Source organism: Crateriforma conspicua, assembly GCF_007752935.1.
In the GTDB taxonomy this organism is placed as follows: Bacteria; Planctomycetota; Planctomycetia; order Pirellulales; family Pirellulaceae; genus Crateriforma; species Crateriforma conspicua.
Window position 1 is genome coordinate 3,069,861 of record NZ_CP036319.1, and the last position, 15,946, is coordinate 3,085,806.

Consider the following 15,946-nt stretch of genomic DNA (forward strand, 5'->3'; position numbering starts at 1 on the left):
GGACGGAGCATACTTGCTGATCGATAAAACGCCATCGCCCGACTAGCCAACCCAAGCGACGATCTGTGGCCGACCTTCTGAACGTATTGATCCTGGCGATCGTCCAGGGCATTGCCGAATTTTTGCCCATCAGTTCATCGGGCCACCTTGTCTTGCTGGGGTCGCTGCTGCAGACGATCAACGAATCGCCGGCGCTGCAGGAACTGGGCGAATCGGCGACGTTGGAAATCATTTTGCACGCCGGAACGCTGGGTTCGATCCTGGTGATCTATTGGCGGCACATTCTGAATTTGCTCAGCCGTGACAAGGCCGTCATCCCGCTGTTGATCGTCGGCACCATTCCCGCGGCCGTCATCGGCGTGGGCATCAAGTTGGCGTTCGAATCGGTTTTAAAATCCACGCCTTTGGCCGCCGCAATGCTGTTGTTGACCGGAACGATGTTGATCGTTTTGGGCCGTTTGAAGCCACGCAGCGGTGACTATCAACAGCTCAGCTGGAAAGGCGCGTTGGCCGTCGGCACGTTCCAGGCGTTTGCGATTCTGCCGGGAATCAGCCGCAGTGGTTCGACGATTTTGGGCGGCCGTTTGATGGGGCTGAAGAACGAAGATTCGGTGACGTTTTCGTTCCTGTTGGCGATTCCCGCGATCCTGGGCGCCACGGTGTTGACCGCCAAAGATCTGCTGGACCCCGAATCGGGCAGTCCGCCGGACAACCAAGCGATGTTGCTGATCGTCGGTGCCGTCGTCTCGTTTGTCGTCGGGATCGTCGCGCTGAAATGGCTGATCGGTTGGAGCCGCCTGGACCGACTGCACTGGTTCGCGTGGTGGTGCTATCCGGTCGGTGTTGCGGCGTTGGGACTGTGGGCCGCGGGCGTCATCGCCTGAAACGGATGCGATCGCTGCGAACGCCGGCGCTTCAACGCTAAGTTTCCAAGCCCAGCTTTTTCATCTTGTACCGGATCATTCGGGCGGTGATGCCCAGTTGCCGTGCCGCAGCGGCGGCGTTGCCCGAAGCACATTTCAACGCGTCGCTGATCATGTCACGTTCCAGTGCTTCCACGCGGATATCCAGACGGCTGGAAAGCGAATCGTCGGCCGCATCCGGCATCTCCAAAGTCGGCGGCAAATGATGGCCCAGGATTGCGTCGCCGTCGGCCAACAGGATGGCGTGCTCGATGCAGTTTTCCAATTCGCGAACGTTGCCCGGCCAGTGATAGGACATCAACATGTCGATCGCCGGCGTGCTGAACCGGCGAATCTGTTTGCCCATTTCGCGTGAGTATTTCTCGGCGAAGTGATTCGACAGCAGCAAGATGTCGTCGCGTCGTTCGCGTAGTGCGGGCAACACGATCGGAAAAACGTTGATGCGATAGTACAGGTCTTGGCGAAACGTTTTTTCCTTCAGCGCACTTTCCAGGTCACAGTTGGTCGCCGCAATGACTCGGACGTTCGCCGTCAACGTTTCATTGGAACCGACCCGTTCGAATTCATGCTCCTGCAGAAACCGCAACAACTTGACTTGAATCGCGGGCGGAAAGTCACCAATTTCGTCTAGGAACAAGGTTCCGTTTTCGGCTTCTTCGATGCGTCCGATCCGCCGTTCAATGGCACCGGTGAAGGCACCTTTCTCGTGTCCGAACAGTTCCGATTCCAACAGTGTTTCACTCAACTGGGCACAATTGACCCGAATGTAGGGCTGGTTCGATCGACCGCTGGAATAGTGAATTGCCGACGCGACCAATTCCTTGCCGGTCCCGGTTTCGCCGCGTATCAGGACGGTTGTGTTGCCGGTCGCGACGCGGCGGATCCGTGTATAAACGGCTCGCATGGGACGCGAGTTTCCGATGATGTTTTCCGGACGAAAGCGTTCTTCCAAGGCATCGCGCAGCCGCAAGTTTTCTTCCTGCAGTGCCTCGTGTTCTTCCCGTTCATCGCGTCGCACGCGGACGTCGAATCCGATCATCGCGGCAACGATCGTCAAAGCCCGTTCGGCTTCGTCCAGCTCGTCGGCTTCTTGTCGACCGGATTTGCAAGGCGGCAGATCGGCGGCCAGTGTCCCGATCACTTCACGGCCGACCATGATGGGCACACAAATGAAGCTGCTATCGTCCGCTTGGCGACGGGCACGCTGGTGGATGCGGTCAACGAATCCGGGTTCTTGCGAAACGCTGGGCACGACCACGGATCGGCCGCTTTCCAAGACCCGGCCGGTGATGCCTTCGCCACGTTGATAATGCACCGATTGCGTTTCGTTGGGCGGGACACTGCGAGTTGCACCAATGACCAACCGCTGCTGGTCGGCCGCCAGCAACATGACCGTGGTCCGCATCATCCCCAGGGTCTGTTCCAGAACCTGCAGGATGTCGTGCAACGTTTGACTTTGACCTGAGCGTGCGTTTAACACCTCCGCAATCGACGACAGTGCGGCCATTTGTCGACGCCAACGATCTTTTTGCGTCGCACAAGCGTGCGCCGATGCTTGATCGTTGTGCAGATCACATCGAGATGAACAATGTGTGGGCAGGTCATGCGGTGGCTTGGTGGACACAGTACAAGTTTCGTACTTGAAGCGGTCAGAGCATCCAATGGCGTGAATCCGGCCGAAACGATACGGCCGATGACAATTCTGTCGCACTCCGGTGGATCGATTAGCAACGGAATCGGCAAGATGGGGTGCATGAAAAGTAGGCGAATCGATCAATCATGCTGGGGCAGCAAATGGAGTTCCCACTCCATGCCCTGCATCTGGTTTTGTCCGTCATGCGACGCTGTGCCGCTGTGCTAGCGGGACCGGTACAGTTCCGCCAATTGTTGGGGCGTGATGCTGCGTCGTGTCCGTGCCACTTCCTCCCGGACTTTGACCATCAATTTGGAAACCTCGTCACCACGGGCTGGAATCCCCGCCGCACGCAACGCTTCGGTCAGTCCAGAACGTCCGCTGTGCGAACCCACGCGGATTTGACGACCCGATTGGCCGACCGATCCAGGGGCAAACGGTTCGAATGCCGCAGGATTGCGAAGCACACCGTGCACATGGATGCCCGATTCGTGGACAAACAAGCCGTCACCGGCGATCGGTTTTTGCGGCGGAATCGTTCGATCGCAGGCCGCCGCGACTTGCCGACACAGAGGGCACAACTGTTCGCGTCGGATGCCCGTGCGAATGTCCGTGGTGGCCGCCAATGCGACGGCGACTTCTTCCAATGCCGCGTTGCCCGCACGTTCGCCCAACCCCAGAACCGTCACGTCGGCATCCGTTGCGCCCGCTTGCAGCGCCGCCAAGGTGTTGCCCACCGCCATGCCCAAATCGTTGTGACAGTGAACACCGATCGATGGCAGGCTGGTTGCCTCGCGTACAAGACCGGCGATGTGGGCCGCAGTCATCGGGTTCCAAAGGCCCACCGTGTCGGCCAAACGCAGACGATCGATCTGAAGTTGCTCGCAATGTCGTGCAAATTCAACGATCGATGCGTCGTCACAGCGTGAAGCGTCCATCAACCCGACGGAAACAAAATCAAAATGTTGCCGGGCTAAGTCAACCAAACAGTGCAGCGTCTCGATCACCCAGGTCCACGACTTGCCCAGCGTCTGGATCTGTAAATCGGATCCGGGCAATGCCACGTGGACCGACCGCAGACCACACGACGCGGCGGCGTCCAAATCCGCAACGCTTGCGCGACACCATCCGGTGATTCGGCAAGGCAAATCCATGCCCAACGTTTGACGAATGACGGCTTGTTCGTCATCGCCCATGACGGGACAGCCGACTTCGATTTCGTCGATGCCGATCTCGGCCAAAGCATTTGCGATGGCCAGCCGATCTTGTGCGGAAAAAACGATGCCGGGCGATTGGGCAGCGTCACGCAGCGTGGTGTCGACCAAGCGAATGGTGCGCGGCGATGAAGTTGCCGTGGGCGAGGGTTGATTGCATGAAGCCGACACGGTGACTATTCCGCAAGCAAGGCTTCGGCCGGACGTTCGTCTTCCAACGCGTCCAAGATTTCGTCGATCTTGTCTTCGTCGACTTCGCTGTACCACCAACCTTCGGGATAGACGACCAACAATGGGCCTTTGCCACAGCGTTTGAAACAACTGGTGGTCGACACCATCGCATCGATGCCGCGGTCGATGATTTCGTCCTCCAAGTACTGTGGCAACCCCGCAGCACCTTTGCGATGGCAGACGCCTTTGGGTTCGCCGTTGGTGCGATAGCTGTTGCAAATCATCAAATGAAAACGACTGGTGTCCATCGGATTGCCTTTCGCAAAGCGCGGTGAAACGAACGGAACGAAAACAGGTCGGAAAACGCTTGGGAATTCAATCGCATCAACCGCAACCGGTGCCCGAACCGGGACATCCGCCACAGCCGACGCCGTCGGTATCGCAACCCGATGCCTGTGCCAGCACGCGGGCGGGCATGCGAGGTTTCTGACCTTGATAGATCGCGTGCAAGGCATCTTCGATCATGCCTTCGGCGACCAGCACGCGGACGCCGTGTTTGGCCAACGCGACTTTGGGACTTTGGCCGGCGTTGCCACAAAGCAGAACGCTGCAGTCGTCCAGTCGATCCGCCAATTCGTCCCAGCGGCTTTCACCCGAACCGGGCAACGGCGTGGGACGCGTTTCGATCGGGCGAAAGCTGCCGTCGGGGTCGCGGCCAAAGATCCACAACTGTTCGGATTCCCCCAGGTGCTGGTTGATCAAAAGGCCTTCGAACGACGTGACGGCGACGTAGGGTCGCTGGTCGCTGGGTGAAGCTTCCATGGATGCGGCTTCGGTCAACGCTTGTTGGACGACTTCGGCGTTGTCTTCGCCCAACATGCCGGCGGCATCGGCGCGACAGCGTTGGCAGTGTTCCATCTGGGGAACAAATTCGCCGCACCTCACGCGGATGTCGGTCATCATCGTCGCGTCGGGTTCGTCCAAGTCGGCGAAAGGCGTGTCGGCCAGCGGATACAACGCCATGCAGTTGTGGTAATCGACGTCCAGCCGCCCGGCCAAGCGGGCGATATCGGGGATGTGATGGTCGTTGATCCCCGGCATCACGATGCTGTTGACCTTGACCGTCATCCCGTGAGACTTCAGCAGATCGATCGCGTCGAGTTGTTGGTCCAGTAAAGCCTCGGCCGCTTCGATACCACGCAAGACTTTTCGTCCCAGCCGAGCGAACCGATAGATTTTTGCACCAATCTTTGGATCGATCGCGTTAATGGTCAGCGTGACGTGGCTGGTCTTCAGCTCGGCCAATTCTTCGACGTGCGGTGCGATTTCCAGGCCATTGCTGGCGACACACAACAGCATCGACGGATGGTGCTTGCGAACCAATCGCAACGTGCGCATCGTTTTGTCGGCGTTGGCGAACGGGTCGCCAGGGCCGGCAATGCCGACAACCGTGATCGGTGTGTCCACCAGGTCAACGACTTTGTTCAGGTACGTCAGCGACTGTTCCGGCGTCAGCAGCGTGCTGGATACACCAGGTCGTGATTCGTTCAAGCAATCGAACTTGCGGTTGCAAAAATTACATCCGACATTGCACTTCGGCGCGACGGGCAAATGCACGCGTCCATATTGGTGTCGGGCTTCGGGATCAAAGCACGGATGGCATTGAACACTCATGGCAATCGGCCTTGTCGGATGAAGGAAACCGGGGAACGAAGTCTTTTGCGATGATGTGGGGCTACAAGTACGTGTATCCCATTTCGCTGATGTCTTGACGCTGTTCCAACAACGTGTTGACGATGCGATCGAACAGTTGTTGGGTGCCGCGATAGCCGACGTGCAGCAATCGCGAAGCACCGAAGCGGTCGTGAACGGGCAATCCGATGCGGACCAACGGAATGCCCAGTTGGCGGGCCAGCTTGTAGCCTTTGGAATGACCGATCATCAGGTCGGCGTGAACGTCGTCGGCCGCTTCGGTCAAGTCTTCAAAGTCGACGCCTTCGATCACTCGCGGCGGTTCACTTGGGCCCATTTCGATTTGATCGATCGATGCTTTCAGCGTTCCGCTCTGGCCGCCCGATCCGCACAAGACGGTTTGGATGCCGATCTCCGCCAGGAATCCAACCGTGGATACGACGAAGTCTTCGTCGCCGAAAACGATCGCACACTTTCCAAAGATGTACTTGTGGGCGTCGATGTAGCTGTCGACCAATCGCCCGCGTTCGTCGGCGTGTTGTTTGGGGGTCGGGCGGCCGCTGATGTTTTCCAACGCTGCGAACATTTGATCGCTGGCTCGCACACCGATCGGCATCGGCAACACCATGGCGGGCACGTCAAACTTGTCGGCCAGGATGCCCGCCGCGGTACGTCCCGTTGGCGTATCCCCCAACTGAATCGACGCGGCGGCGGTTCCGCATCGCCGAATCATGTCGATAGGCGTACCGCCATCGGGAATCCGTTGGTACTGTTGCCACGGCGGACCGTCCAATCGTTCGCTGTAATCCGGTGTCAAAACCGGCGTTAGTCCGAAATCGCTAACGATTTCTCGCAGATGACGCAGGTCGGCAGGCGACACGATGCCAGGAAGAATGTTGACCAGGTCGGCTTGTCGCTTTCCGCCTTCGGCCAGGGTGTCGACGATCGCCGCCACCGCTTCGGTGTACCCGTCGAAGTGGCTGCCGTGATAGCTGGGCGTCGAAGCGTGGATCAGCGGCGGGATCGACACGTCCGCATTTCCCGCTTGTTCGTTGCGGAATTCGTTCAGGAACATCGACACGTCGTCGCCGATCGTTTCGCTCAGACAGGTCGTCGCGATTCCCACCGCTTTGGGACGATAGCTTTCCAGCACGTGCCGCAGCCCGATCGACAGGTTGTTTTGCCCGCCAAAGATGGCCGACTGTTCGTCGAAGTTGGACGACGCGATGTCCATCGGTTCGCGAAAGTGGCTGATCAAGTATCGCCGGATGTAGGTCGAACAGCCTTGGGACCCGTGCAAGAAGGGCAAACAGCCTTCCACGCCGCTGAACGCCAAACAGGCACCCAAGGGCGTGCACATCTTGCATGCGTTTCGGGTGGCAACAAAGCTGGAACCTTGATCGGTCATCATGCCGTCTCCGTTTCTTGGGCAGCCAAGCCGCTGCAGTGAGCTTTCAACTGACAAACGCCACAGGCGTGTGAATCGGAACCCGCCGATGGGACGGTCGCCGCGGTTGGGCACTGCGGGGCTTTTGTGTTCAGCGGCAACCCGGCATCGGCTGTGACCAACGGTCCTGGGCCGATTGATCGCTTGACGGGCGGCGCGTGTCGTTTGCGTGGTGACAGGGACCAAACCGGACTGCAAACCGACGAATAGACTTCGTTGGCAAAGTTGACCATGCCTTCGTATCCGGCCAAGCAACGTTTGCGTTCGTGATTGTGGTCACAGAATGCGACGCCCAGCTTGTAAGCGATCGGACGCTCTTTCACACCGCCGATCAACAAGTCCGCGCCGGTCTGGTCGATGAACTTTGCCAGTTCCAACGGGTTCGTGTCGTCCAACAAGACGGTCCCGTCGTCACACAAGGATTCCAGTTGCTGATAGTCCTGGGGATTGCCCGTTTGCGAACCGGCGATCACGGTTTGAACGCCCAACGTTCGCAAAGAACGTACTAGGCTGAACGCTTTAAACGCGCCACCGGTGTAGACCGCCGCCTTCTTGCCCTGCAAAGCATCACGATAGCGTCGCAGTTGGGGCATCACGGCGCTGATTTCATCACGCACCAACTGAGTCGTGCGTTGCATCATCGCGGGATCGTTGAATTGTTCGGCGACGTCGTAAAGGGCCTTGCTGACGTCTTCCAATCCGAAATACGACACGTGAACAAACGGGATGTCGTACTTTTGCTTCATCAGCCGGGCCAAGCCTTTCATGGATCCCGAGCACTGCACGACGTTCAATTGGGCTTGGTGAGCCCGGCGGATGTCATCGACGCGTCCGTCCCCGGTGATGGTGGAGATGACATTGACGCCCATCCGTTCGTAATAATCGCGGATGATCCAGGTTTCACCGGCGATGTTGAAGTCGCCCAGGATGTTGATCGAAGGTCCGTCCGGCGGCGGCGATTCACTGGTACCGACCAAGCGATCCAGTGCCGCGCAGGCGGCCGTGTAACCGTCTTTCTTGGAACCGGCGAACCCTTCGCTGTGCACGGGGATCGTTTCCACGCCCGTTTGTGCCGTCACGCGCCGACAGACCGCTTCCAAGTCGTCACCGATCAATCCGACGATGCAGGTCGCGTAGACAAACGCGGCTTTGGGACGATACCGCCCGATCAGTTCAATCAACGCCGCTTCGCACTTCTTTTCCCCGCCGTAGATGACGTCCTTTTCACGCAAGTCCGTCGAAAAGGACATGCGGTGCAATTGCGATCCCGACGATTGGGCCCCGCGAATGTCCCAGGTGTACGCCGCGCATCCGATGGGTCCGTGCACCAAGTGCAGGGCGTCGGTGATCGGATACAGCACGACCCGTGAACCGCAGAACACGCACGCCCGCTGGCTGACCGAACCGGCAACGCTGTGTTTTTCACAGTCCAGCTGGAACGGCTGCGATCCTTTGGTGTGAACCTGGCGGCGGCGGGCGTCCAGGATATCAATGGCCTCGCGCATGGCGTTGCATCCTTCGTATTGCACTTTGCGGGATGATGACGGCGGCGATCTACATCACCAGTTCGAAACCGGATTCGGGAGCGTCGCGGTCTTGACGATCTAGGAAAGCGTCCAAAATCTGTTCCAAGATTCGTGTCGCCCCGCGATAGCCGACGGTCGCGAAGTGTTGGTGACCGATGCGATCGAGAATCGGGAATCCGTGACGGATCAGCGGGATGTCTTCGTCACGAGCGATGTACTTGCCATACGTGTTGCCGATCAGCAGATCCACCTTGTCCGGATCGCTCTTGATCCACTGGTGCAGTTGGAACATGTCGGCGCAGGAGCCTTGGTCGACCTTGCAGCCTTGTGCGTGGTCGCCCAAGACTTCGCCCATGCGTTTGTAGAACTTCTTGCCCGGTGTTCCAGTCACGACGAACTTTGGAATCATGTCCAGCGTGATCAGCAGTTCGGCCAGCGAAACCAATTGGTCGGGGTCGCCCCACAAGGCGGCCGTCTTGCCATAGAAGTATTGGTGCATGTCGGTCATCAAATCCAACACGCGTCCGCGTTCGGTCATGATTTCATCGGGGACAAAGCCGCCGTTGATCTCACGCAACTTCATGATGAATCGATCGGTGGCTTTCAGCCCGATCGGCAGTGGCATCGTGGTTTGCGGAATTTGGCACTTGGCAAACAGAGCTTTGGCGGCCGGGCCGCTGCAAATCGGACCCAATGCGATCGTGTGACAGGAATCGCCCGCCGAACGGATCGAATCGACCGTCGCACCACCGGCGGGGAACATTTCATGGATGCCGGTCTGTGGTGAATCCAACACGCCCGACGTGTCGGGAAACGTGACCGGATCCAGCCCCATCAGCTTGACCAGTCGTTTCAGTTCACTCATGTCGGCCGGTTCCACCCAACCAGGAATCAGGTTCACTTGGTCGCGGATCTTTTCGGCGCCGCTGGACTGTGCGATGTAGTCGACCATCGCTTTGGTCATCGTCGCAAAGCCGGTGGTGTGTGAACCGACATAGGATGGCGTGTTGGCGTGAATCACCATCTTGCCCTCGGGCAGCAATCCCTTGTCGATCGCGGCCTCGACGATCTGTGGCACGTCGTCGCCGATCGTCTCGCTCAGGCACGTCGTGTGAACCGCGATCACGTCGGGGTTATAGACCGTGAAGATGTTTTCGATCGCGGCCAGCAAGTTAGCTTGGCCGCCGAACACCGAACTGCCTTCGGTGAATGAACTGGTGCCCGCCATGGCGGGTTCTTTGTAGTGTCGGCTGAGCGTGGATCGGTGATAGGCACAACAACCTTGGGAACCGTGGCTGTGTGGCAGGCATCGATGCAACCCGAGCGCGGCGTACATCGCACCGATGGGTTGACACGTCTTGGCGGGATTGACGGTCAACGCTTCACGCTGGACGTCTTGGTCCGCCGAGGTATGGCGCAGCAATGTCATGATGGTATCCGTGAATGGAAGGGTATAGATGGAAAGAAAGTTCCGGCGTGATCAACAGGTCGATCCGGCTGGCTTAGCCGTCCCGGCGAATCGACGATGATGACGGGGCGTTCTGCTTGGCCTCGTCCGACCAGGGAGGCTGGATCATCGACCAGACTTTGGCGTTCACCATGCGATCGATTTCCTTGTAGAAGTTGATCGCACCCTGGAATCCGGCGTAGGGGCCGCCGTAGTCATAAGAGTGCAGTTGTTTGCAGGGCACGCCCATCTTTTGAACGGCGTACTTTTCTTTGATTCCGGCACAGAAAAGGTCCGGCTTCATGCGGCGAATCAGTTCTTCGGATTCGTGATGGTTGATGTCGTCGATCACCAACGCCTTTTCCGGCATGTCGGCCATCAAGCCGTCATATTCTTTGAACTTGTATCCCGCCCGTTCACGCTCAATCGCCTTGGCGCGGTCATCGCCCCGGTAATGATCGGGATCCGCATCGACGTGCAGTTCTTCGATGTTCCGTGAATCCGCATCGACTTTGATGTCGGGCAGCACATCGCGGCCTTCATAATCGTCGCGGTGAGCAAACTCATAGCCGGCAGCGATGGTCTTCATGCCCAGTTCAGCAAACAATTCCTGGTAATGGTGGGCCCTTGACCCGCCGACAAACAGCATCGCTCGTTTGCCTTCACACCGAGGCTTATAGGTTTTTTGGGCTTCGAACACCGCGGGGTATTCTTCACTGATGACCGCTTCGACCTTTTCGGTCAGTTCCTGGTCGTCGAAATACTCGGCGATCTTGCGCAGGCTTTTCGCCGTCGCTTTGGCACCGATGAAGTTGACCTTGATCCAGGGCGGCCCATACTTCTTTTCCATCATGTCGGCGACATAGTTGATCGACCGGTGGCACATGACACAATTCAATTGGGCCATGTGCGAATTGGCGAACTGGTCGTAGGTGCTGTTGCCGCTGAACGTGGCGACCAAATCGATGCCGCATCGCTGCAACAGGTCTTCGATCAAGAAGGCGTCGCCGCCGATGTTGTATTCGCCCAAAAGGTTGATGGACCACTTGCCGCGCTTGGTGTTGTCTTCACCCACGACGTGTTTGAAGATTTGGTTGTTGGCAATGTGGTGTCCGGCCGATTGGGAAACGCCTTTGTAGCCTTCACAGCTGAATCCAAACACGTTGATGCCCAGTTTTTCTTTCATCTCCGCGGCGACTTGGTGAACGTCGTCGCCGATCAAGCCCACCGGACAGGTGGAAAAGACTGCGATCGCCTTGGGCTTGAAAATCTCATAAGCTTCTTCGATCGCTTTGGCCAATTTCTTTTCACCACCGAAGATGATGTTTTCATCCTGCATGTCGGTACTGAAACAGTACGGCATGAAGTTGTCGTGTTCGTCGGTCGGTGCCAGCGTTTGGTTCCGGCGTGTCAGCCAGGAATAGAATCCACAGCCGATCGGACCGTGGGTAATGTTGACGATGTCACGCGTCGGCCCCAGGATCACGCCTTTGCAGCCGGCATAGCTGCAACCACGTTGTGTGATCACGCCGGGAATGGTGCGTGTGTTGGCACCAATCACCGGCAGTGAAACCAAACCGGATTCGTCCGCCTGTTTATGATTGACGACGACCTGTTTTTCACGTTTGCGACGTGTTTTTTTGGGATAGGCATCCAGCAGGTCGTCACGTAACGATTCGCTGGTCACGGCAACCTCGGAATCGTCATCGAAAGGTGAGTGTTCGGACACGGTAATTCTCCTGGAATGGCGCGTTGGCCGTGGAAAAATGAAATGCGGACGAATCGTGTTTGGTGTATGACGAAGATCGATGGCTAGGCGGCGGCGCCTTCCAACAGGCCGTATTCCAACAGCAGCGATTCCAACTGTTCGACCTCCAATGGCTTGGGAACGACGAACATGTCGTTCTTGTCGATGTTGCCCGCAAGCGTGCGATACTCATCCGCTTGGGGACATTCCTTGTTCCAATCGATCACCGTCATCTTGCGGATCTCGGCCCGTTGGACGTCGTTGTCACGAGGAACGAAGTGGATCATTTGCGTGCCCAGTCGGTTGGCAAACTCGGCGATCATTTCGCGTTCGTTGTCGACCTTGCGGCTGTTGCAGATCAGCCCGCCCAAACGAACGCCGCCCGCTTCGGCGAACTTGCGAATGCCTTTGCAGATATTGTTGGCGGCGTACATCGCCATCATTTCACCGCTGCAGACGATGTAGATTTCTTGGGCTTTGCCTTGGCGAATCGGCATCGCAAATCCGCCACAGACGACGTCACCCAGCACGTCGTAGAAGGCGTAATCCAGTTGCTCCGATTCTTCGTACGCACCCAGCTGTTCCAACAGGTTGATGCTGGTGATGATCCCGCGACCGGCGCAGCCGACGCCGGGTTCGGGGCCGCCGGATTCCACACACAGCGAAGAACCAAACCCAGCGCGGCGGATGTCTTCCAGTTCGACGTCTTCGCCTTCTTCGCGGATGGTGTCCAAGACCGTCTTTTGAGCCAGACCGTTCAACAACAATCGTGTTGAATCCGCTTTGGGGTCACAGCCGACGACCATGACTTTCTTGCCCATTTCGACCAGGGCGGCGACGGTGTTCTGTGTGGTGGTGCTTTTGCCAATGCCACCTTTTCCATAGATCGCGACTTTTCTCATCATTCCCTCTCGCTTCGGAGTTTCGTGTTCGTCCAAACGGCGGCGACTCGACCCGCTCGTGGCGTCTTGGGACGCGTTGGTGCGGCGTCAAAGACCAGTGGATGCGAGTGCCTGTTGAGAGAAGTTCCTTTGGCAAGGACCGTGCCGAGCGTTTCTTTGGGACCGATGCAGCAGAGTCATCCGGTCGCATCACGCGAGGCCAATCGCGGTTTGGATGCCCCAAAGTCGGAATGCAGGATTTGATTCAGGGGCAAATTCTTTAAAGAATTTCGGTGGGGCGATGACCGGCATTCGCGTCCCGTCGTTGCAACCAACACATTTGTCGTGACCGACCGTCAAAAGTGACATTTGTGTCGCTTGGTGTTTCCCGTTTCGGGCAGCGATGGAGCGACGATTTGTGAAACAGGGCAAGCCGGGGGATCGATCTTGACCCGCCGGATCGATGCGGTTTAGCAACCGGCATGGAATCTTCGCCCTCGATCGCAGTGACTCGGCCCAAACGATGGGACGAGCCGATGGATCCGTCGATGAGCGACAGCGACGTCGCTTGGCTGCGGTCGCGCCAGCCGTTTGCGTCGCTGGATTCGTCCAAATTCCCGCGATCCACGCCGTTGGAAGGCGTGTTGAAGAACGATTGCAGGCTGCGACGTTATCAGGCCGGCGAATTGATCGTCCGCGAAGGTGACTATGGGAACAGTGCCTTTCTGGTGCTGGCCGGCCAGACGCGGTTGATGATCGATTCGCTGCGGCAAGAACAAATGGGCCGTGAAACACCGCCCCAAAAGACATGGGCCGGGGCACTGGCGGAATACCTGTTTCCCAGTCGCTATCCCGAATCACGTTCGATCGCGGCGGTGCGTCCGACCAAAAACGGAAAGTCAACGATCCACCACGACGACGATCACACGGCTCTGTTTCTGCAAGACGTCGATGCTGTGCTGTCGGAAAACCAATCGGTGCGATTGGGGCCGGGGGAACTGTTCGGCGAAGTTGCGGCAATGTATCGGTCGCCACGGACGGCCACGGTGTTGGCGGAAACGGAATCTGCGCTGCTGGAGATCCGTTGGCAGGGTCTGAAGCTATTGCGAAACGACCCGGGATTCGCCGAACAGATGGACCAGCATTACCGCAGCCAATGGTTGCCGCTGCATTTGCGCGAAGTCCCCCTGCTGCGGCATTTGCCCGATGATCGCATGATCAAGGTGGTTGCGGCGACACAATTGCGATCGTTCGGGCGTCTGGCTTGGAACACCGAGTATCGCAAGTCGCGAAAGCTATCGCCAAAACAACAGATTGAATCGGAGCCGTTGGTGATCCAGCAGGGCGGGTTGCCGACGGATCTGATCATCGTCCGCGCCGGCTTCGGGCGTCTGTGTCAGCCGCACGGTGACGGATTTCGCACGACGGCATACCTTGGCAAAGGACAGGTCTTTGCACTGGAGGAGCTGGCTTACAACGCGACTCGGCCCGAAACTGCACCACCACGACCGATCCAGAATCAATTGCGGGCAGTCGGGTTTCTGGACACGCTGCACATTCCCGCGGAAGTCTTCGCGACGGAGATTCTGCCTTTCGTGCGGCGCAGTGAACTGCCCGCCGACGTCGGGCGACAGATGTTGCGTGATGACGGTACCGGGGCATCCGGGGCCGGTGACGAAGCCCTGGATCGGCGTCGACAGCCGCGCCGGGATAACGAGCCATCGAGTCGTTTGCCCGTCGTGACCGATCATCGTGCCCAGCGTTTGGATTCCACGTCGATGCTGGAGTTCGTCGTTCAAGAACGATTGAACAATGGTCGCCAGGCGATGGTCATCGATTTGGACCGGTGCACCCGCTGTGATGATTGCGTGAAAGCATGTGCGGCGACTCACGACGGAAACCCACGTTTCGCTCGCACAGGTTTGCGTCACGACCAATTCCAGTTCGTCAACGCGTGCATGCACTGTACCGATCCGGTTTGCATGATCGGGTGTCCGACCGGTGCGATCCTGCGTGACGAAGCGACGGGGGTGATTCAGATTCACGAACCGATTTGTGTCGGTTGCAAGACCTGTGCAAACGCGTGCCCCTACGACGCGATCGAGATGGTGGAGATCGTTGATCGCGCTGGGCGACCGTACCTGGATCAGCAAAACGAAAAGCCCATCGGTAAAGCGGTCAAATGCGATCTGTGTGTCTCGCAGCCCGGTGGCCCGGCCTGTGTGTCGGCTTGCCCGCATGATGCATTGGTGCGAATCGATCTGAGCGAAACGAGCGAACTGCAAACGTTGATGCGGGAGCGGCGCGAATGAGCCGTTCTTCGTCAAACACCACCCGCAATCTGTTGGCGGCATCGACCATGCGTCGTGGTCTGGGCTGGGCGACAGCAACATCGGCCAAGGCACTGGACCGACTGGGGATGCGGACCGTTTGGACACAGCGGCAGCGGCGGCGATGGGTTTCGCTGGCAAGCACTGTTTTGATTGCGTTGGTCTACGCCGCTTTCCATCGCGAAGTGGTCGCTTCGCTGGGGGATGCCCGCTGGTTGTCAGGGTTCACGCTGGCGGCATGCTTGGGTGTATTGGTGATGATCGGGATGCGTCGGCGGATCCCGGTTTTACCGCTGGGCAGCGTCAGCACTTGGACTCAAGTTCACATCTATACCGGGTTGTTCGCCGCATTGGTGTACGTCACGCATGTGCCGGTTCTGGTCGGCGACGGCTGGCTGGAAGGCACGTTGTCGGTCGCGTTCTTGGCGACCAGCCTGAGCGGGTTTTACGGGCTGTACGCCAGCCGAACCGTTCCGCGACGAATCAGTCGAGTCGGCGAAGAAATTCGCTTTGACCAGTACGGTTGGCATCGCAGCCAATTGCACGACGCCGCCACGCGAGTCATCAGCGAACTCGGTGATGGGGATGCCGCGAGGATCGTCAAAAGAATCTTCGACGACAAAGTGCAGCCGTATCTGGCACGGCCGTTGTGTCTGTCGCAGCGACTGTATCCGACGCCACGAATCAGACAAAAATTGTTGGCCGATTTGAATCACCAGCGTCGGTATTTGGACGAGGCGTCAGCCCTGGCAGTGGATCAGATGATGGGATTGGTCCGTCGTCGTGATCAAGTGGATTTTCAGTACGCGTTGCAGTGGCGACTGCGAATCTGGGTCGCCGCACACGCCACGTTGTCGATCGTGTTGGTGGTGTTGGCCACCGTTCATGTCGTCATCGCCATCGGCATCACGGGGTAGGGCAATCGTATGCGTCAT

General features: G+C 58.1%; 11 protein-coding genes and 1 pseudogene. 3 read left to right on the forward strand and 9 right to left on the reverse strand.

The genetic code is table 11. The features are described 5' to 3' along the window. Positions 1–65 precede the first annotated feature (65 nt). Positions 66–884, forward strand: coding sequence for an undecaprenyl-diphosphate phosphatase (locus tag Mal65_RS11610; protein ID WP_145297525.1), 819 nt, complete (start codon positions 66–68; stop codon positions 882–884). Between the two features lie 37 nt (positions 885–921). Here the strand turns inward: Mal65_RS11610 and Mal65_RS11615 are convergent, their stop codons facing one another. The 9 genes and pseudogenes from Mal65_RS11615 to nifH form a co-directional block, all read right to left on the reverse strand. After that, a complete protein-coding gene (locus Mal65_RS11615) occupies positions 922–2,403 on the reverse strand; it encodes a sigma-54-dependent Fis family transcriptional regulator (RefSeq protein ID WP_231131346.1) in 1,482 nt (493 codons plus the stop codon). A gap of 377 nt (positions 2,404–2,780) precedes the next feature. Continuing rightward, a complete protein-coding gene (locus tag Mal65_RS11620) occupies positions 2,781–3,941 on the reverse strand; it encodes a hydroxymethylglutaryl-CoA lyase-like TIM-barrel protein (RefSeq protein ID WP_165701213.1) in 1,161 nt (386 codons plus the stop codon). A gap of 5 nt (positions 3,942–3,946) precedes the next feature. Further along, positions 3,947–4,249: a (2Fe-2S) ferredoxin domain-containing protein gene (locus Mal65_RS11625; protein ID WP_145297530.1), complete on the reverse strand. Its 303-nt coding sequence runs from the start codon at positions 4,247–4,249 to the stop codon at positions 3,947–3,949. A gap of 76 nt (positions 4,250–4,325) precedes the next feature. Next, on the reverse strand, positions 4,326–5,615 hold the full coding sequence (locus Mal65_RS11630) for a radical SAM protein (RefSeq protein WP_145297533.1): 1,290 nt from the start codon (positions 5,613–5,615) through the stop codon (positions 4,326–4,328). Positions 5,616–5,676: 61 nt separating this feature from the next. Beyond that, positions 5,677–7,041 (reverse strand): nitrogenase component 1, encoded by a 1,365-nt coding sequence (locus tag Mal65_RS11635; protein WP_145304853.1) that lies wholly within the window; start codon positions 7,039–7,041, stop codon positions 5,677–5,679. Further along, on the reverse strand, positions 7,041–8,585 hold the full coding sequence (gene nifE / locus Mal65_RS11640) for a nitrogenase iron-molybdenum cofactor biosynthesis protein NifE (RefSeq protein WP_145297535.1): 1,545 nt from the start codon (positions 8,583–8,585) through the stop codon (positions 7,041–7,043). Before nifE ends, Mal65_RS11635 begins: the two co-directional genes overlap by 1 nt. Positions 8,586–8,634: 49 nt before the next feature. After that, complete coding sequence (locus tag Mal65_RS11645; RefSeq protein WP_145297537.1) at positions 8,635–10,035, reverse strand: nitrogenase component 1; 1,401 nt, start codon at positions 10,033–10,035, stop codon at positions 8,635–8,637. 73 nt (positions 10,036–10,108) lie between these two features. Then, on the reverse strand, positions 10,109–11,782 hold the full coding sequence (nifD, locus tag Mal65_RS11650) for a nitrogenase molybdenum-iron protein alpha chain (protein WP_145297540.1): 1,674 nt from the start codon (positions 11,780–11,782) through the stop codon (positions 10,109–10,111). A gap of 83 nt (positions 11,783–11,865) precedes the next feature. Further along, positions 11,866–12,705: pseudogene (nifH, locus tag Mal65_RS11655) on the reverse strand (nitrogenase iron protein); the annotation flags it as partial. 458 nt (positions 12,706–13,163) lie between these two features. Here nifH and Mal65_RS11660 point away from each other — a divergent pair. Both Mal65_RS11660 and Mal65_RS11665 read left to right on the forward strand, forming a co-directional pair. Then, positions 13,164–14,993 (forward strand): cyclic nucleotide-binding domain-containing protein, encoded by a 1,830-nt coding sequence (locus tag Mal65_RS11660; protein ID WP_145297543.1) that lies wholly within the window; start codon positions 13,164–13,166, stop codon positions 14,991–14,993. Next, positions 14,990–15,928, forward strand: coding sequence for a hypothetical protein (locus Mal65_RS11665; RefSeq protein WP_145297545.1), 939 nt, complete (start codon positions 14,990–14,992; stop codon positions 15,926–15,928). Before Mal65_RS11660 ends, Mal65_RS11665 begins: the two co-directional genes overlap by 4 nt. Positions 15,929–15,946: the final 18 nt, after the last annotated feature.

Bases quoted from the DNA above. Each gene is read 5' to 3' on its own strand.
- Mal65_RS11625 (WP_145297530.1), bottom strand. From the start codon at position 4,249: ATGGACACCAGTCGTTTTCATTTGATGATTTGCAACAGCTATCGCACC.
- Mal65_RS11630 (WP_145297533.1), bottom strand. From the start codon at position 5,615: ATGAGTGTTCAATGCCATCCGTGCTTTGATCCCGAAGCCCGACACCAA.
- Mal65_RS11635 (WP_145304853.1), bottom strand. From the start codon at position 7,041: ATGACCGATCAAGGTTCCAGCTTTGTTGCCACCCGAAACGCATGCAAG.
- nifE (WP_145297535.1), bottom strand. From the start codon at position 8,585: ATGCGCGAGGCCATTGATATCCTGGACGCCCGCCGCCGCCAGGTTCAC.
- Mal65_RS11645 (WP_145297537.1), bottom strand. From the start codon at position 10,035: ATGACATTGCTGCGCCATACCTCGGCGGACCAAGACGTCCAGCGTGAA.
- Mal65_RS11660 (WP_145297543.1), top strand. From the start codon at position 13,164: ATGGAATCTTCGCCCTCGATCGCAGTGACTCGGCCCAAACGATGGGAC.
- Mal65_RS11665 (WP_145297545.1), top strand. From the start codon at position 14,990: ATGAGCCGTTCTTCGTCAAACACCACCCGCAATCTGTTGGCGGCATCG.